We start from the raw sequence: 19,837 nt of genomic DNA on the forward strand, positions 1-19,837 counted from the left end.
CAAAGGGTAGAAGGGCTTAGGGCATGTGCGTTTTACGCACTATATTATAGTTAAGGAATTATGCTTTGTATCTAATTCCATACGGATTAAGTAACCTCCAACGGGCGGATCTGCCTGTTGGGAGTTTTTTTTTAGGAAATTATCGCTACCTCTAGCAGTCACGCCCCTTTGTCATCACCCATACATCTAAACAGGCATGCTTTTTGCAAAGATTACTAGTGGGTATATTCAGAAAATTTAAAATCAATATATTTAAGAACAAAATTAGGGGGTTGTTCAAATGGCTTATGAAACAATAATTGTGGAAATAGAAGAGGGAATCGCAGTACTTACTCTTAATCGCCCCACGGTACTCAATGCTCTAAACAATCAGGTCTTTTACGAGTTGGCTGAAGCTGCTTCAACTATAGCTGCTGATCCGTCTGTGCGTGTCATGATCATCACAGGTGGGGATAAGGTATTTGCTGCAGGAGCGGATATCGGTCAGATGGCTTCTGCATCCGCTGTGGATGTGACAACAAGCGATAACCCCTCGCATCGAGCATTTCACTTAATTGAAAATATGCCTAAGCCAGTCATCGCGGCGGTCGCTGGTTATGCTTTAGGTGGCGGGTGTGAACTTTCATTGGTTGCGGATGTGCGAATCGCTGCCGACAATGCTCTGTTTGGCTTACCCGAAATAAAACTGGGTATTTTGCCAGGGGGCGGCGGAACACAGCGTTTACCTCGTCTAATCGGTGCTGGCAAGGCGAAAGAACTAATATTTGGCGGGGATTTTATTAAGGCAGATGAGGCCTTGAGCATAGGTCTTGTTAATAAAGTAGTGCCTGCAGATCAGTTATTCACTGAGGCTAAGAAAATGGCAACACGTTTTGCTGAACGAGGTGCTGTGGCTTTACGTCTGGCTAAATCATGCGTGAATGAAGGGCTTAAAATGGACTTGGAGGCAGGTTTGCAGTACGAGCATAAATGTTTCAGTCTTCTTTTTTCGACTGAGGATCAAAAAGAAGGCATGAGAGCCTTTTTGGAAAAAAGACCTGCAAGATTTCAGGGGCGTTAGGGTTAAGATCATGTAAGAATATCTGACAAACGAGGGTAAGCATCGACGGATTGGATGATTAAACTATGAACTGAAAGGGGTTTGACTATGAGAACAAGAGCTCAGTATATTGAGGGATTAGGCAAAATGAACAACAACCTCTATTGCAATGGACAGAAAATGGATAGGTTGGATGAGCGTCAAGAAGGGACAATCAATGTCATGGGCTTGACCTTTGACGCGGCCTGGGATCCCGCCAGCAAGGATCTTTGTACAGCAACGTCCCACATTACAGGAGAAATCATTAATCGCTTTAACCACATTCACCAGAGTGTAGAAGATTTACATAAAAAGCAAGACATGACTCGATTTATGTGCAATAAGGTTGGTCAGTGCATTCAACGGTGTATGGGTATAGATGCCGCCAACGCTATCAATGCCGTTTCTTTTGAAGCTCAGAAGTCCCCTAAGGCTAAAACTGCCTATCATGACAACTGGCTTAAGTGGCTGGAGCGGTTTCAAAGAGAAGATCTTGTAGCAAGTTGCGCTCAGACCGATGTCAAGGGTGAACGTCTGAAGCGGCCAGCCGAACAAGAGGATCCTGACATGTATGTCCACGTTGTAGAAGAGCGAAGTGACGGCATTATAGTCCGTGGTTCCAAGGTCCATATTTCTGAAGCTTCGATATCCGATGAAATATTGGTAGTGCCTAACCGGGCCCTTAAAAAAGGGGAAGAGGCTTATGCTTTGGCCTTTGCTGTCCCTTCGGATTATGAAGGCATTAAGCAGGTTGTCCATATTCACAATACTCGCAAGCGCGAGCATTATCAAAGGGGAATTGAATATGGCTATACGGATTCTTATATCATATTCGAAGACTGTTTCATTCCCTGGGAACGCGTATTCCTATGCGGAGAAACCCAGCATGGGGGGATCGCCGCCCTATTGTTTGCTTTGTTCCACCGCCATTCATATTCTGGATGCAAGCCAGCAATGCTTGATTATGTCATTGGTCTGAGCGGTTTGGCGGCTGAAATAAATGGAATTGAGAGCACCCCCCATGTGCGTGAGATGCTGTCCAAGCTGATCATGACAGGTGAACTGGGATATGCAGCAGGTTATACGGCATCTGATTTTGGCAAGCCAGAGGTTTATATCCCAGGAGTAGGAGTCATGAAGTATGGTCCAGGCAGCTATATCCCAAACTCAATCTATGCCAACGTTGGAAGGTGTCTAACTGGGGAAGCCGTCTTCCATGAGCAAGAGATTCTCTGCAACATAGCAGGGGGTATGCCTGCAACGTTTCCTTATGAAAAGGACCTTGCAAATCCAGAAACTAAACATTTGCTGGAAAAGTATCTTAACCGAAACCCGAAGATTCCCATCGAGGATCAAATCAAGTTCTGGTTGAACTTTGCTGATTTTGGTCTCTCCAGTTTTTCGGGACCAACACAATACGGTGCCTACCATGGCGGGGGATCACCGATTATGGAGCAGATTGCGATAACTTCCCAGTACGACTTAGAGTCTAAAAAAGACATTGTCCGCGCTATTGCCGGGATGTCACCTAGGTCTAAGAAAAAATAGAGAAGAATATTGGTACTCAAGGATAGTTTAGATGACTTAAAAGAAAATAAGAAATTGACTCGATTATTACCTTGATATGACCAGATCTGTAGTATTTAAGTCGCTATAACTTTTAAAGTCTTAGGAGAGAGGATGATTATCCATGGCAAGTAAATATATATTTAGCAATCGTGACCACAAGTTTATTATAAAAGAGTGGCTGGACGGAAGAAAAATTCTTAGCTTAAAACGCTTTCAGGACTATTTAAGCATAGAGGATGTTGATGGAATTCTTGATCAGTCCTTAAAAGTATGCAGAGAGGTTGTCGCTCCCACGAATGATGACGGTGACACAATCGGAGCGATCTTTAAAGATGGAAAGGTTACAGTTCCGCCCTCATTTCATAAAGCATTCAAATTCATTCAAGAAAATGGGTGGGGAGCCAGCAACAGTGATGTAGATGGAGAAGGCGCCCTTCCGGAGATCCTTAATCAAGCTGTACGTGAGTTTATTATTGGTGCAAACCCATCTTTGTCTCCCTATGTTGGGCTGTGCGGGGGTATAGCATCTGTAATCAAAGCCTTCGGGTCTCCGGAACAGATCGCTCTTTTTACTCCGAAAATGTTCGAGGGAGTTTGGGAAGGAACAATGTGCCTAACTGAACCAGGCGGCGGTTCTGATGTTGGGGATATGACAACCAAGGCTTATGTTACAGACAACCCCTTAATTTATAAGTTGAAAGGTACTAAGTGTTTTATCACCGGAGGGGATCACGATCTTACAGATAACATCATTCATCTGGTACTGGCTCGAGTGGCTGGCGCCGCTCCCGGCACCAAAGGTTTATCTTTATTCATTGTGCCAAAGATCTGGGTTAATGAAGACGGCAGTTTGGGAGAATCCAATGATGTTGCTACGGTTGGGATTGAACATAAAATGGGTCTCAAGGGTTCGTCTACAGCAGTGCTTAGTTTCGGAGATGAAGGGCAATGTCGCGGTATCCTGTTAGGAAGCGCCCCGGATGAAAAAGGGTTTGGACAGGGTATGGCCCAAATGTTTATGATGATCAACGGTTCACGCTTGGATACAGGGCACAGTGCCCTTGCAGTGGCGACAGTAGCCTATAATAATGCAGTTCACTATGCTAGAGAACGTATTCAGGGTCGACCTATTCACAATCCCAAAGGAGACAGGGTTCCCATTATTCAGCATGAGGATATAAGGCGTATGCTCCTTACCCAAAAAGCGACTCTAGAGGCAATGAGAGCTATGATCTTTAAGGGCTACTATTATCAGGATTTAATCGTATTTGGGGATGATCCTGCCGATGTCAATAAAGCTAAACGTTCCATTGAAGTTATCACTCCTTTAGTAAAAGCGTATTGCTCTGACCAAGGGTGGTTAATGATTACTGAAGCCATTCAAGTTTTTGGCGGATATGGCTTTACCGAGGAATACCCAGTGGCGCGCCAAGCTAGGGACGTTAAGATTTACTCTATCTGGGAGGGGACCAATTTCATACAGTCAATGGACTTAGTCGGTCGTAAATGGAATCTGGATAAAGGGAATATCTTTAAAGAATGGCTAATGGAGATTGCAACATTTGTCCAGGCGAACCAGAATCACGACACTTTTGCCCGGGAGTTTGAGGTTCTCGGTAAAGCATTGTTAGCCTATCAGGAACTTCTGGGCACGGTTTTAGGTTACTTTAAAGAAAATATCCGACTCGTTCCTTTATACAGTACAAGAATTTTGCGTATTACAGCTGAACTTTATGGGGGCTATTTACTAATTCAACAAGCTATAGTTGCCCTAGAAAAATTGAAACAAGGGGATGATGAAAAAGATTTCTATAATGGGAAAATCCAGACTGCTAAGTTTTATCTACTAAATATTGTGCCTGATATAATGGCAACAGTGAAGGTTATTAAGGAAGGGGATACTTCCGCCATTGATATTCCAGAAGGAGCTTTCTAAGGTTTCGTTAAGTCGGTTCTCTTATGCTTGGCATGAAGTTATTTCATTACGTTTTGTGCCTTGAGCGAGTGAAAGGAATTGATATAAAAATGAAAATCGAGGACGTAAAGAAGATTGGGGTCGTTGGAGCAGGTATCATGGGGCATCAAATTGCCTTGAGCGCAGCTTTGGCCGGCTATAAGGTTAGTTGTACAGATATTAATCCGGAAATGCTGGGCAAGGCTGAGGAATTTGCCCGCACATATTTCCCGGAGAGAGTTGCTAAAGGAAAATTAACTCAACAACAGGTTGATCTCGCTATGGCGAATATTTCATTTACTCAATCCCTTGAAGAGGCCATTGGAGATGCAGATTTTGTCATCGAGGCTGCTGTTGAAAAGATTAACGTAAAACGCGATCTCTTTGCCAACCTGGACGAGATAGCTCCGCCTCACGCGATTTTAGCCACCAATAGTTCCTTTATTGTCAGTTCGAAAATTGCAGATGCTACGAATCGCCCTGATAAAGTCTGCAATATGCATTTTTTTAATCCTGCCCTGATCATGAAACTAGTTGAGGTCGTTCAAGGACCGCATACGTCCACAGAAACTGCCCAAATAACCATGGAACTTTGCGAAAAAATGGGCAAAAACGGTGTTTGGCTGAAGAAGGAGATTTATGGCTTCTTAGTTAATCGCATCCTCGTCGCTCTTCATCATGAAGCCCAGTTTCTTGCGGAGATGGGGATAGCAACTCCCGAAGAGATTGACTTGGCAGTAACCAATGCTCTAGGGCATCCCATCGGGCCCTTCCGTTTAATAGATCTTACAGGTATAGATCTGGCCTATTATGTCACTATGGAACATTATCAAGAAACTGGCGACCCCAAAGATAAGCCTTCCCCATTAATTGTGGAGAAATTTGCCAAGGGAGAATGGGGTAGGAAAACGAAGAAAGGTTTTTATTCCTATGAATAATGACTAATAATCCAATTGCTTAAAAAGGGAGGGTAGTTTCAATGCTTAAGGAAGCGGTATCTCTAGTTAGAGTAACGGATGTTTATGAGTCTCTTCAGAAGTGCTTAAGCCTATGTGATGGATTTGCAGGGCTTGCGACAAATGACAAAATCCTAATTAAACCAAACGTTGTATGTTGGGAATACAAATTACCATTTCCGCCTTATGGTGTCATTACCACCAGTTTAGTGATGGAGGCCTTGGTACGCATCTTAGCGGAACACGGCTTTAGTGATTTGACAATTGGCGAAGGTGCTCTGCAATCCCTGATTCCTGATATAAATGTTGTTTATGAAACTTTAGGATATAAGAAATTACAGGAGCGTTATGGAGTTAAGCTTGTGGATTTTAACCAAGGAGAGTTTAGTTCAACAGATTATGGAGATGGCTTTCAAATTGATCTTGCCAAACAAGCGTTGGAAGCAGACAAAATTATCAATGTTCCGGTCTTAAAAACCCATAATCAGGCTAAAGTGTCCTTAGGCATTAAAAACCTCAAAGGATGCTTGAATAAAAAATCCAAACAGGCTTGTCATGGTGTGGGGGATAAGGAGCTGAGCCAAATGTTCCCCCGTATTATTGAAAAGTTACCAGTGGCGTTGACCATTATCGATGGCCTTTATACCTTGGAGAAAGGTCCCGGGCCTACTGGAAGAGCATTTCGCAAGGATGTACTGATAGCGTCGCGTGATTCTTTTGCCTGCGACCTTGTGGGGTCAGCCATCTTAGGCTATCAAGGGAAGGAGGTGGAACATCTAACTAATTATGCTAAGCGTCACGGATACAGCATGGATTTGGCAGATTACGAGGTCAAAGGGGAAAAGGTTACAGATCTTCAGGAATTTGTTGACTATGATTGGGAATGGTCGGAAGCAGATACTGGTCCGGCAGGGTTCGAAAAGCGGGGAATTACGGGACTTGCAATCCGAAAATATGACAGTAGTCTATGTACGGGCTGTTCTGTTGTGTACAATCCCATGTTAATTCTTTTCTCTTCAGCCTTTAAGGGAGAGCCCTTTCCAAATGTAGAGGTCGTCAGTGGCAAGCAGAGGCTAGCCGCCGAGGGTTTTGACAAGACCGTCCTCTTTGGAAAATGTGCTTGTCACTTGAATAAGAATAATCCCAATATCAAAAAGGCAATCCCAATCTGGGGATGTCCGCCCGATCTGGAAAAGTTCATAGCGGCGTTAGCCGAAGAGGGAATTAAGTGTAACTATAAGGAGTATTTGGGCTTCCTTGACTATTTAGTTGGTCGCTATAAGGAAGAAGAGGGTTTCAGGTTAAAGGATTGGTCGATTGAATAGCTTTTAATTGTTGCGCCAAGGCGCCATCAGCGAAGAAATGAGAGGAGGATATAAATGCAGATTCATAAAGTAGCGGTATTGGGGTCAGGCGTGATGGGGAGTACCATTGCAGCCCATTTGGCCAATGCCGGAATCCCGAGCCTGTTGTTGGATATTGTCCCTTCCATGCTCTCAGCAAAAGAGGAAGCAGCAGGATTGACCCTAGAGGACCGTAAGGTTCGAAATAGCATTGCTGAAGCTAATAAGAGTAAATTGGTTAAAATGAATCCCGCCCCCTTTTTAGTCCCGGAGTTTGCGGAACGAATTGAGGCAGGAAACTTAAGTGATGATTTGGGGCGTTTAAGTGAAGTAGACTGGGTAATTGAGGTTGTAGTAGAGCGCCTCGATATCAAAGTAGACCTTTTTAAAAAGATCGCTGCCAATGTCCGTCCGGGGACAATTGTCAGCTCAAATACGTCGGGTATTTCTTTGAAAGCTATGGTGGAGGGGCTTCCAGAAGAATTCACTAGATATTTCCTGGGAACGCACTTTTTTAACCCCCCTCGCTATATGAAACTCTTGGAAATAATTTCTGGGCCTAATACCGATCCGGGGGTCATCACATTCCTAAGCGAATTCGGAGAGCGGGTCTTGGGTAAAGGAGTTGTCATGGCCAAAGATACTCCTAATTTTATTGCCAATCGGATTGGTGCAGTCGGCTCTCCAGTAATACTTAAGGAAATGCTTCGAACAGGTCTGACTGTAGAAGAAGTTGATGCTTTGACCGGACCTGTTATGGGTCGTCCGAAGAGTGCATCGTTTCGAACGATAGACCTCGTCGGATTGGATACTTTTATCCATTCCAACAATAACGTCGCCGAAGGCGTACCGTCAGAAAAAGATGATTTTATATTGCCGGATTTTATCCAAACCATGCTAAAAAATGGTTGGTTGGGTGATAAAACCAAACAGGGCTTTTACAAAAAGTCTAAAGGCCCTAAAGGCAAAGTCATTGAAGTACTAGACATTCAAACCATGACATATGGCCCACAGAAACCTGTGAAATTTGCTTCTTTAGAAAAGGCAAAACAGGCAAAAGGTTTGCCGGAAAAACTTTGTACCTTAGTGAACGGTGATGATATTGGCTCAGAGTTTGCTTGGAATGTTTTGAAGGCATCCTTACTATATGCTGCAACGATCGTTAAGGATATTGCGGATGACATCACAGCAATCGATCAAGCAATGCGTTGGGGATACAACTGGGAACTGGGTCCCTTTGAGTTGTGGGATGCCTTGGGAGTCAAGGCAACTGCGGACCGTATCCTTGCCGAAGGTGGCACGATTCCCACACTTGTGGAGGAAATGCTTTCTAAAGGACATACGAGTTTCTATCAGAAGACAGAAGATGGACAGACGGCTTATTACGATACCGGAACATATCATGAAAAAACCTTGAGTCCTTACTCCTTTTCATTTAAGCAAGCGCATAAAGCAGGTAAGGTTATATTGGGGAATAATGGAGCAAGCTTGATAGATCTGGGAGACGGTGTGGCTTGCTTAGAATTTCACTCGCCAAACAACTCTATTGGTGAAGATATCGTCACTATGATCCAAAAATCGTTGCAAGAAGTTGAAGATAACTATCTGGGAATGGTTATCGGAAATCAAGGTAAGAATTTCTGCGTGGGTGCAAATCTTATGCTCATTCTCTTGGAAGCTGAAGAACAGAATTGGGATCAGATCGACCTGATGATACGTGCTTTACAAAATCAAACAATGGCTCTGAAATATGCCAAGAAACCTGTGGTTGCAGCTCCTTTCGGGATGACCCTTGGCGGGGGTGCAGAAATTTGCTTGCATACCCACGCTATTCAGGCCTCTTCAGAAACTTACATGGGACTTGTTGAAGTGGGGGTTGGCTTGATTCCTGGCGGCGGAGGAACTAAAGAAATGGCAGTAAGGGCGATGGAAGGAGTTTTGCCGGGTATACAAGTTTCACCGGATTATTTCTTTGGGAAGCGGTTTGAGGCAATTGCCATGGCCCAAGTTTCGACGAGCGCTGAAAAAGCCCGTCAGCTTGGCTTCTTGCGGGATCATGATCGTTACAGCATGAATTCTGAACACGTCATTTTGGACGCTAAGGCCCGAGTTATTGATTTGGCTCGTAATTTTAGGCCTAATCTGCCAACTAAAGTTAAACTTGCAGGTCCAGGTGTTCGTGCAACTTTGGAGTTAGCTTTATATGGAATGCGCCAAGGAAATTATATCTCTGATTATGATCGGTATTTGGGCAATAAGCTGGCCTACGCTATGACCGGTGGAGATCGGCCTGCAGGGATGCTGGCGGATGAGCAATATCTCTTAGATCTTGAACGAGAAGCCTTTATGAGCTTGCTTGGCGAAGCAAAGACCCAGGATCGCATTCGCCATATGCTTGCTAAAGGGAAGCCATTACGGAATTAGGGGGGAAAAAGATGCAACAAGCCTATATTGTGCAGGCCAAACGGACGGCTGTTGGAAAGTCGGGAAAAGGGTCCTTGGCACAGGTCAGACCCGATGATTTAGGCGTATATGTTATTCAGGACATCCTTAAAAATGTACCTGCTCTTGATCCAAAAGATATTGAAGATAGTGTAATAGGTTGTTCTTTTCCTGAAGCAGAACAGGGGATGAACGCGGCCAGGGTCATGGCCTTGCGTGCGGGTCTTCCAATTGATGTTTGCGGTGTGACAGTCAATCGCTTTTGCTCATCCGGTCTGCAGGCCATTTCAATGGCTGCCGATCGAATTCGTTTGGGTGAAGCGGACGTTATGATTGGCGGCGGAATCGAGAGCATGTCTATGGTTCCGATGGGCGGGACTAAACCAGCCCCAAATCCCTATATGATCGTAAATGCACCTGAGGCGTATATTTCAATGGGCATAACTGCTGAAAATGTCGCTAAAAAATATGAAATTACTCGTGAACAACAAGATGAATTTGCAGCCTTAAGCCATAAGAAAGCCTGGGCAGCTCAGAGTAGTGGACGCTTTGATGATGAGATAGTTCCAATTCCCTTGCCGACATGGGGAAAACCGGGTGAAAAATGGTTTGGCAAAGATGAGGGGATTCGTCCAGAGACTACGGCGGAATCTTTGAGCAAGCTGAAGCCTGCTTTCATGACTGGTGGCTCGGTGACGGCGGGAAACTCCTCTCAGACCAGTGATGGTGCAGCAATGGCTCTTATGATGTCGGAGCAAAAGGTCAAGGCTTTAGGGTTGAAACCTCTAGCAGTTTGGCGCGGATTTGCTGTGGCCGGGGTGGAACCGGAACTTATGGGGATTGGACCGATCAAGGCTATTCCTAAAGTTCTTAAGCAGGTAGGTTTGACTCTTGATCAAATCGATTTATTTGAGTTAAATGAGGCATTTGCCTCTCAGTCCTTGGCGATTTTAAAGACGCTGGAGATTGACCCTGCAAAGGTGAACGTTAATGGTGGGGCGATTGCCTTTGGACATCCACTTGGGTGTACGGGCGCTAAGCTTACAGCTACACTTTTAAGTGAGATGACCAAGCGGAAGTTGAAGTATGGTATGGTGACTATGTGCATTGGGGGTGGTATGGGGGCTGCTGGGGTTTACGAGATAGTATAAGTCTTTGGGGTCTTGTGAAAGACAGGGGAAATTGCCCGTTCACCCACGTTCCCGTTCACTGGCTCGCTGGATGCTAAAGGAATTTCGCCAACCTCTGGGTGGCGCGAGATGTGAACCTGGGCGAAATTGCCCTTCAGCATCGGAGCTCGCTTTAACGTGAACTCCCACGAATGGGTTCACTATGCAATTGTCCCCTTTCTTTTTGGTCGACGGGGGTTGGGGCGAAGGGAACGGGGGACGTTGGGGACGGTTCTTGGGTTGGTTTTTGGGGTCTTGTGAAAGACAGGGGAAATTGCCCGTTCACCCACGTTCCCGTTCACTGGCTCGCTGGATGCTGAAGGAATTTCGCCAACCTCTGGGTGGCGCGAGATGTGAACCTGGGCGAAATTGCCCTTCAGCGTCGGCACTCGCTTTAACGTGAACTTCCACGAATGGATTCACTTGGCAATTGTCCCCTTGCTTTCTGGTTGACGGGGGTGGGAACAGGGAGATGGGGGGACTTGGGAACGAACGGGAGGAATTTAAAATAGATTTATAAAGGTGTAAAAAATTTTAATATAAATTATCAGAAAATTCATATTAATAAGTAAAATGCTGTTCTATCATCACTTGGAAAGGGAGTTTCAGCGAGTGGCACAATTTATGTATTGTCAAGTTTAACAAAAGAAATTTGAGGAGGCAGGCTATGGATGAACGTATACGCAAAGATTGGCCTGGTAATTTAGATCCGAACTTGACTTATTTTAAGGGGCAGAAGCCTTTGCACGAGTATTTGAGGGATAATGCTCGTCTAAATCCGGAGAGGATTGCGATTATATGGTATGGGCGGGAGATTACCTATGGGGAGTTAGATGATCTTAGCGAGCGGTTTGCATCCTTTTTATCGAGTTCTGGAGTCAAGAAGGGTGAGCGTGTAGCACTTTTTCTCTCCAATTGTCCACAGTATTTTATTGCTCATTATGGCATCCAGAAAATCGGGGCGGTTGTCAGTCCATGCAGTCCATTGTTTAAGGAGTGGGAACTGGAGTACCAATTAACTGACATGGAAGCTAAGGTTATTGTAGCAGCGGACAGTCTGTACGATGTTGTTGCTAAGGTACAATCTAAAACTAAAATCGAACAGATTATTCTAACGAATTATGGGGAATTTCTGCCGGATGAACCTTCGTTGAATGTCCCAGCCGAGATTTGCAAACCTAAGCCGATCATATCGGATGTTCAAGACATGCTTTCGGTTATTAACGATGTGAAAGGCTCAGTACCCGCTGTGGACGTTAACATGGATGATATTAGTCTAATGGTTTACACTTCTGGTACGACGGGTAAACCAAAGGGGGCTATGCTTTCTTACGGTAATGCTCTCTTTAAAACCGCGGCTGCAACACAAAGCAACCGAATATTGGAGAAGGATATTTTTCTTACTGTGGTACCGCTTTACCACATCGCTGGGATGTTATTGGGGCTTAATTGCCCGATTTATGCTAACGCGAGTATGGTGCTTTTGTATCGGTTTGATCCGATTACCGTTTTGCAAGCCATTGATCAGTATAAATGTACGTGGTGGTATAGCGTTGTTCCTATGAATGTCGCAGTTATGCAGGTACCAAATGCTGGACAATATGATATTTCCTCTTTAAGAACAACTAGAGGTACCAGTTTTGGGATTAACCTGACCCAGGAGATTGCTGAGGCTTGGGCTAAGTTCACGGGAGGCTGCCAGATTTGTGAGGGGGCCTACGGTCTAAGTGAGACTCACACCGCGGACACCTTTATGCCTTCAAATGCTGTTAAGTGGGGAACACAAGGTATTCCTACCTATGAAACAAAGATACGCATTGTTGATCCGGAAACTGGCAAGGAAAAGCCTGTTGGAGAAATGGGAGAAATAGTTATCTCCACTCCAGGTGCTTTCAAAGGTTATTGGAATAAGCCTGAAGAAAGTGCTCAGACTCTGCGTGAGGGATGGATATACACTGGAGATATGGGGCAGCTGGATGCGAAAAATTATTTAATCTTCTGCGGACGATTCAAAGAGATGATTAAGGTTAGCGGGTACAGTGTGTTCCCTGAGGAAGTGGAGGCCATGCTGATGCGGCATGAAGGGATAGCCCAAGCAGCAGTTACAGGTGTACCCGATGCCCAAAAAGGGGAAGTAGTAAAAGCCTATATCGTTCTCAAATCGGGTCAGAGCACTCATATTACTGATCAGAACATTATGGACTGGGCTAAACAAAGAATGGCCCCATACAAGGCCCCGCGCTATGTAGAATTTCGCGAGTCCTTACCAGCCACAGGAGCGGGAAAAGTGTTACGAAGGCTGTTAAAAGAAAAACAGAATTAGAGTTTAGAGATGAAAAAGTTTTTTTCAAACCTTATTCATCGGACTTAAGCTACGATGGGAAAAAGTTGATTGACAAGTCTTATCTGTGTTAGGTGGTTAAGAATAATGCCAAGAAGAAAAGGTGAGGAGATTTAAGAATTAGTTTTATAGGTCATAAGGCGAAGATATTAGAAAAGATCTATTTTCGCTGTTTATGCCTATGATTAAATACCCTAAAAGTAAGAGGAGGAAAAGGGATGACGGAAAACGAGAGAGTATGGTTAAAAAGCTATCCTGGCAATGTAAGGTACCATATTGATTATCCCAATAAGTCACTAGGTCAGATGTTTGACGAGACAGTCTCCAAAATGCCGGATACTCCTGCCATGATCTTTGCAGGTCATACCGTTACTTATAGACAATTTGGTGATCAGGTCAATCGCTTTGCCACTGCTTTAGCTGATCTGGGTGTTACAAAAGGGGAACGTGTGGGGCTGATGGGGCCTAATTGTCCTCAATGGGAAGTCGCTTTCTTTGCTTTGCTCAAATTGGGTGCGATCGTCGTCCAGACAAACCCTATGTATGTTGAACCGGAAATTGCTCATCAGATGAATGATTCAGGGGCAACCACGATCATTGTGTTTGAAATGATGTATCCCCGTGTAAAGAATGTACTCCAGGAGACCCCCCTGCAAAGAGTTATAGTGTTTAATTTTTTGGCACCGGTCAAAGCAGCCCCGGACATGTATTCATACGATGATCTTATCAAATGTGAGCCGGCTCTTCCTGAAGTAGCCATTGATCCTGCAGAAGATTTGGCGGTTTTGCAATATACGGGTGGTACTACGGGTATCTCTAAAGGGGTTATGCTCACTCACAATAATCTTAGTGCTAATACCCAACAAGTTATTGAATGGTCAATTGACATGAAGTATGGAGATGAACGAATTCTCACGATCTTGCCAGTATTTCATGTCTATGGTATGACTGACTGCGTTAATTATGCAGTGGCAGTAGCCGCTACTCAGATAATATTGCCTCGTTTTGACCCCGATCAGGTATTGGAAACGATTCGTGCCTACAAGCCTACTTTGTTTCCTGGGGCACCAACTATGTTTATGGCCTTGAATATGCACCCCCGCATTGCGGAATACCATGAGAGCTTAGCTGAAATAAAAGTTTGCACGAGTGGTTCCGCTCCTTTGCCCTTAGAGGTTGCTCAGAAGTTTGGTATGGTGACGAATGGTAAGGGAAATCTGGTGGAAGGATACGGGCTTTCCGAAGCATCCCCAATAACCCATTGCAATCCGCTTGACCGCCCTACGCGAGCCGGCTCCATTGGATTACCTCTTCCCGACACGGATTATATAATCACTGATCTGGAAACGGGTGATAAGGAACTCCCCATAGGGGAAATAGGAGAATTATGTATTCGTGGTCCGCAAGTAATGAAAGGATACTGGGAAAAACCGCAGGAGACGGCTGAAACCTTGCGTAATGGCTGGCTGCATACTGGCGATATGGCAAGAATGGATGAAGAGGGTTTCTGTTATATTATCGACCGTAAGAAAGATATGATTATTGCAGGGGGGTTCAACGTATATCCCCGTGATATTGAAGAAGTTTTATATAAACATCCTAAAGTTAAAGAAGTAGTTGTGGCAGGAGTGCCTGACGCCTATCGAGGCGAGACGGTAAAAGCATTTATCGTCTTGCAAGCTAATACCGAAGCAACTGAACAAGAATTTATTGATTATTGCCGGAACAAATTAGCCGCTTTTAAGGTCCCGCGTCTTGTTGAGTTTAGAAATGAATTACCTAGGACGATCGTAGGTAAAGTTTTGCGGCGCCAGCTTGTAGAAGAGGAGAAGGCGAAAATTCAAGCCGCTGCGGCCAGCCAAAGCTGAATAGAATAAAAAAAGAGGGGGAACATTTTAGTAAAATGGACCCTGAAAATCAGACATATACTCAAAGCCCTTTGGAGTTGTCATTCCAAAGGGCTTTGAGTATTAAATTATTTTGTTGCCGATTTATTCGTTTTTCTTAAGCAGGAATAGTGAACTCGTTCAGCTAATAGCTGAACATCGAGACTTACGTCACCGAAAGAGAATAAGGAACACCTATTTGAAGTAGGTCTCGGAATTGATAAATAAGGAGCCAAATTAGAAATTTGATGCCAAGCAAAGGGTTTGTGTAAGTTGGCAGGTATAGAACATTTTTCTCTTGTTTACTGTATAATGTAGCTAAAACAGTTGAATCATTGGTGTTCTTATGTTAAGTTAAATTAAACAACTAAATTGTTTAATCTTGAATTAATTTAATAATGTAGGGCAAAGGCGCTCGAAAAAGTTTTGTACTTCCAGACCAGAGGTGCATTCTTTTGAGGGCGCTTTTTTGTTTTATAAATATTAAATTCGCAACGAAGGGTGAGTTATATGCAAAGTTATGGTTTGCCAAAGAAACAGGGACTTTACGATCCAGCATTAGAACATGATGCATGCGGTATGGGATTCGTTGTGAATATCAAGGGTGAAAAGTCTCATGGCATTATAGAAGAAGCTTTAACTGTATTGGAAAACTTAAGTCACAGAGGTGCAAGCGGAGCGGATGAAAATACCGGTGACGGTGCCGGTATACTAATTCAGATTCCGCATGGTTTCTTCAAAAGAGAATGTGATGTTCTGGGTTTTAATTTGCCGGAAAAAGGCAACTATGGCGTAGGCATGATTTTTGCACATAAGTATGATGATTTCAGAAAAATCCAGATGGAAACCTTCGAAAAAATTGCCCGGGAGGAAGGCCAGAAGATCCTTGGCTGGAGGGAAGTTCCTATCGATATGACTACAGTCGGCGAAGGCGCAAAGGCGGTTATGCCCAGATTTATTCAGGTTTTTATCGAAAAGAATACCGGCATATCAGACGAAATGGACTTTGAAAGAAAACTGTATATCATAAGAAAAAAAGCAGAAAAAGTCATGGTCCCGATGTGCGAAGATAAGGGAGGGACATTCTATGTTGCCAGCCTTTCCTCCAAAACTATCGTTTATAAAGGCATGCTTACAGCAGAGCAACTGAGAGATTTCTATCTTGACCTTTCCGACCTTGATTTTGTATCAGCACTCGCTATGGTCCATTCAAGGTTCAGCACCAACACCTTTCCAAGTTGGGAGAGGGCTCATCCTAACAGATACATTGTTCACAATGGCGAGATAAATACGATTAGAGGGAATGTAAATTGGATGAAGGCGAGACAAAAGTGTATCGCTTCGCCCCTGTTTGATGATCTCTCGAAAGTCTACCCTATCGTTGATGAGTCTGGCAGTGATTCTGCGATGTTCGACAACAGCCTGGAATTTCTTCACCTTACCGGCAGGTCGCTTCCCCACTCCGTGATGATGATGATCCCTGAACCTTGGGAAAAGAATGAGCAGATGTCTAAGGACAAAAAGGATTTCTACCAATTCCATGACTTTTTAATGGAGCCTTGGGATGGTCCCGCTGCCATGGGTTTTACAGACGGTGTGGTCATTGGTGGAGTACTGGACAGAAACGGACTCAGACCATCAAGGTATTATGTTACAAAAGATGACAAAGTTGTCCTGGCTTCAGAAGTCGGAGTAATTGATATCAAGCCTGAAAATGTAAAATATAAAGGCAGGCTGGAACCAGGCAAAATGTTGCTTATCGATACCCGAGCGAAGAGGATCATTTCAGATGAAGAAGTAAAGCAAAGTGTAGCGATGATGCATCCTTATGAAGAATGGAACAGCCGCCATATCGTCAAACTAAGTGATCTTTCGGTTGAGAATGCTAAGGAAGAGAAGATAAGGGAAGACCTTATTAAGCAACAGAAAGCCTTTGGCTATACGTTTGAGGACATCACTAAAACTATTCAGCCTATGGCAATAGAGGGTGTAGATCCTATAGGAGCCATGGGTATGGATTCCCCTCTTGCCGTATTATCTGAGAAACCCCAGATGCTGTACCTTTATTTCAAACAGCTCTTTGCTCAGGTTACCAATCCTCCCATTGACGGAATAAGGGAAGACATAGTCACTTCGGGAAGCATGTTGCTTGGAGATACCGGAAATCTTCTGGACCCTGATCAAAGAAACTCAGCGAGCTTGTCCCTTGAGCAACCGATACTAACCAATGAACAGCTTCAAACGATTAAGCAACTAAATGATGGCAGGCTCAAAGCTGCCACCCTTTCCATACTTTATCAAGCCTCAGAAGGGGCAAAATCTATGGAAAGGGCTTTAGATAGAGTTTTCAGAGAAGCGGACAAGGCGATCAATGAAGGAGCTAATATCATTATTCTCTCAGACCGGGGCGCCGATGAGAAGCTGGCAGCAATACCAGCACTTTTGGCATCCTCAGGACTTCACCACCACCTGATCAGAAAAGAAATCCGAACTAATCTGGGAATTGTGCTGGAATCTGCTGAGCCGAGAGAAGTACACCATTTTTGTACGCTGATTGGGTATGGAGTTACGGCAATCAATCCTTATTTGGCTTATGAAACCATTAAAGACCTCGCTGGAAAAGGACTGTTAGAGGGACTGAATTACGAAGAGGCTAAAAAGAATTTCATTAAGGCTTCGGTTAAAGGAGTGCTCAAAGTACTCACTAAAATGGGTATTTCTACCATGAGAAGTTACCACGGAGCTCAAATTTTTGAGGCAGTAGGCCTTAAAAAGGAGCTCATTGATAAGTATTTCACAATGACACCTTCCAGACTGGAAGGAATAGGACTTGAGGAGATCGCTCTAGAAAATCAAATGCGGCATGAAAGCGCCTATGATGAGAATTCACTGTATACGGACTCCCTTGAAATAGGCGGATACTTCCAGTGTAAGGAGGATGGGGAAATCCATCTCTACAATTCTGAAACCATCTACATGCTTCAAAGAGCATGCCGAGAAGGAAATTACCCTCTTTATAAGGATTATTCAAAAAAGATAAACGAAGACGAAATCTACACCTTAAGGAGTCTTCTTGATTTTAAGATTAATGCAGGCGACACCATTCCCATTGAAGAGGTGGAATCAGTTGAGTCAATCGTTAAAAGGTTTAAGACCGGAGCTATGTCCTACGGATCTATTAGCAAGGAGGCCCACGAGTGTCTGGCCATTGCCATGAACAGATTGGGAGGGAAAAGCAACTCGGGTGAAGGCGGCGAGGACAGCGAACGATTCAAGGTTATGGTAAACGGAGACACGAAGAACAGTGCCATTAAGCAGGTGGCTTCAGGACGTTTTGGCGTTACCAGTAACTATTTAGTGAATGCCCAGGAAATTCAAATTAAAATGGCTCAGGGAGCAAAGCCCGGTGAAGGCGGCCAGCTTCCGGGACGAAAGGTTTATCCGGAAATTGCCAGGGTAAGGCATTCAACCCCAGGCGTAAATCTTATTTCTCCTCCGCCGCACCATGATATCTATTCAATCGAAGATTTGGCTGAACTGATTTTTGACCTAAAAAATGCCAATCGGGATGCGCGGATTAACGTCAAGCTCGTTTCAGAAGTTGGAGTAGGGACAATCGCTGCAGGAGTGGCTAAAGGTAAAGCAGACGTTATTCTTATCAGTGGATACGACGGAGGAACTGGTGCTTCCCCAAGAACAAGTATCAGAAATACGGGACTTCCTTGGGAGCTGGGGCTTGCCGAGACTCATCAGACCTTGGTTTTAAACAAGCTGAGAGACAGGGTGGTTGTTGAAACAGATGGCAAGTTGCTGTCAGGCCGGGATGTTGTCATTGCGGCAATGCTAGGAGCTGAGGAATACGGATTTGCGACTACACCGCTAATTGCCCTAGGATGTGTCATGATGAGGGTTTGTAATCTTAACACATGTCCTGTAGGGATAGCGACTCAAGATGAAAATCTAAGGAAAAACTTCACAGGAAAGCCTGAACATGTTGAGAACTTCATGAAATTTATCGCTCAAGAAATGCGCGAAATCATGGCTAAACTCGGCTTTAGGACAATCAATGAAATGGTTGGACGTTCGGATCGTCTTAAAACCAAAGAGAAAGTTAAGCACTGGAAGGCGGCGCACTTAGATCTGTCCCCAATTCTATATCAACCGTACGCCGGTGCCGATGTCAGCCGATTCAACACTCAGTCTCAGAACCATATGCTGGAAGAATCAATGGATTTAAAAAAGCTGCTTAGAATCTGTAAACCGGCACTTGAGAATCAAACACCTATCCGAGCTAAACTCAAGATCAATAATGTGGACCGAGTTGTCGGCACAATTATCGGAAGCGAAATTTCCAAGAGATACGGTGAAACTGGACTTCCTGAAGATACAATCAAGCTTACCTTTGTAGGATCAGCCGGACAAAGTTTTGGTGCATTTACTCCGAAAGGGCTTTCTCTGGAATTAGAAGGAGATTCAAACGACTATTTAGGAAAAGGCCTTTCAGGCGCAAAAATTGTGGTTTATCCTCCCAAAACTTCTGACTTTGAGCCTGAGAAGAATATTCTGATCGGAAATGTCGCTTTCTATGGGGCAACTTCAGGGGAGGCCTACATCAACGGGATAGCTGGGGAAAGATTCTGTGTCAGGAACAGTGGGGTAAAAGCAGTAGTCGAAGGTGTAGGTGACCATGGCTGTGAATATATGACAGGCGGTAAAGTAGTTATCTTGGGCAAGACTGGAAGGAACTTTGCAGCCGGGATGTCCGGTGGGATAGCCTATATTCTGGATTTTGATGAAGCTTACTGCAACAAGACGATGGTGACACTGGAGAAAATTCAATCTGAAGAAGAAATGAATGAAATCAAGGAAATGATACAAAAACATGTCGAGAGTACCGGCAGTCCTCAAGGTAGGAGAGTTCTTGACAGCTGGGAAAGCTATTCGGTGAGATTCACTAAGGTTATTCCTAAAGATTACAAACGTATGCTGGAGAACATTGCTAAGGCTCACAAGGCGGGCCTAAGCGGCGAAGAGGCCTTGATGGCCGCATTTGAAGAGAATTTTAAAGATGTTTCCAGGATTTAAGGGCGAGGTGGGAC

General features: G+C 44.3%; 11 protein-coding genes. 10 read left to right on the plus strand and 1 reads right to left on the minus strand.

Annotation, left to right across the window (positions count from 1 at the left end; all coding sequences use genetic code 11):
- Positions 1-280 precede the first annotated feature (280 nt).
- The 7 genes from BUB11_RS11975 (at position 281) to BUB11_RS12005 (ending at position 10,493) form a co-directional block, all read left to right on the plus strand.
- Positions 281-1,060 (plus strand): enoyl-CoA hydratase/isomerase family protein, encoded by a 780-nt coding sequence (locus BUB11_RS11975; RefSeq protein ID WP_073029979.1) that lies wholly within the window; start codon positions 281-283, stop codon positions 1,058-1,060.
- An 87-nt stretch (positions 1,061-1,147) separates the two neighbouring features.
- Positions 1,148-2,626 carry a 4-hydroxyphenylacetate 3-hydroxylase family protein gene (locus BUB11_RS11980; protein ID WP_073029980.1) on the plus strand — a complete coding sequence of 493 codons (1,479 nt, stop codon included), beginning with the start codon at positions 1,148-1,150 and terminating at the stop codon, positions 2,624-2,626.
- Positions 2,627-2,768: 142 nt separating this feature from the next.
- Positions 2,769-4,583 carry an acyl-CoA dehydrogenase family protein gene (locus BUB11_RS11985; RefSeq protein ID WP_073029981.1) on the plus strand — a complete coding sequence of 605 codons (1,815 nt, stop codon included), beginning with the start codon at positions 2,769-2,771 and terminating at the stop codon, positions 4,581-4,583.
- Between the two features lie 89 nt (positions 4,584-4,672).
- Positions 4,673-5,539 (plus strand): 3-hydroxyacyl-CoA dehydrogenase family protein, encoded by an 867-nt coding sequence (locus BUB11_RS11990; protein WP_073030030.1) that lies wholly within the window; start codon positions 4,673-4,675, stop codon positions 5,537-5,539.
- Between the two features lie 41 nt (positions 5,540-5,580).
- The gene (locus BUB11_RS11995; protein WP_073029982.1) at positions 5,581-6,882 is read left to right on the plus strand and encodes a DUF362 domain-containing protein; all 1,302 of its coding nucleotides are present in this window, start codon (positions 5,581-5,583) and stop codon (positions 6,880-6,882) included.
- A gap of 54 nt (positions 6,883-6,936) precedes the next feature.
- Positions 6,937-9,324: a 3-hydroxyacyl-CoA dehydrogenase/enoyl-CoA hydratase family protein gene (locus tag BUB11_RS12000; RefSeq protein ID WP_073029983.1), complete on the plus strand. Its 2,388-nt coding sequence runs from the start codon at positions 6,937-6,939 to the stop codon at positions 9,322-9,324.
- 11 nt (positions 9,325-9,335) lie between these two features.
- A complete protein-coding gene (locus tag BUB11_RS12005) occupies positions 9,336-10,493 on the plus strand; it encodes a thiolase family protein (protein ID WP_073029984.1) in 1,158 nt (385 codons plus the stop codon).
- Between the two features lie 300 nt (positions 10,494-10,793).
- Here BUB11_RS12005 and BUB11_RS27550 read toward each other — a convergent pair whose 3' ends face one another.
- The gene (locus BUB11_RS27550) at positions 10,794-10,934 is read right to left on the minus strand and encodes a hypothetical protein (RefSeq protein ID WP_159436932.1); all 141 of its coding nucleotides are present in this window, start codon (positions 10,932-10,934) and stop codon (positions 10,794-10,796) included.
- A gap of 244 nt (positions 10,935-11,178) precedes the next feature.
- Between BUB11_RS27550 and BUB11_RS12010 the strand changes: the two genes are divergently transcribed.
- The 3 genes from BUB11_RS12010 to gltB all read left to right on the plus strand — a co-directional run bounded on the left by BUB11_RS12010 (position 11,179) and on the right by gltB (position 19,823).
- Entirely contained in the window at positions 11,179-12,834 is a 1,656-nt protein-coding gene (locus BUB11_RS12010; RefSeq protein WP_084110265.1) for an AMP-binding protein, read from the plus strand.
- Positions 12,835-13,070: 236 nt separating this feature from the next.
- Entirely contained in the window at positions 13,071-14,720 is a 1,650-nt protein-coding gene (locus tag BUB11_RS12015) for a long-chain-fatty-acid--CoA ligase (protein ID WP_073029985.1), read from the plus strand.
- A gap of 528 nt (positions 14,721-15,248) precedes the next feature.
- Positions 15,249-19,823, plus strand: coding sequence for a glutamate synthase large subunit (gene gltB, locus BUB11_RS12020; RefSeq protein ID WP_073029986.1), 4,575 nt, complete (start codon positions 15,249-15,251; stop codon positions 19,821-19,823).
- Positions 19,824-19,837 lie beyond the last annotated feature (14 nt).

The sequence above is a fragment of the Desulfosporosinus lacus DSM 15449 genome (genome assembly GCF_900129935.1).
Classification (GTDB): domain Bacteria; phylum Bacillota; class Desulfitobacteriia; order Desulfitobacteriales; family Desulfitobacteriaceae; genus Desulfosporosinus; species Desulfosporosinus lacus.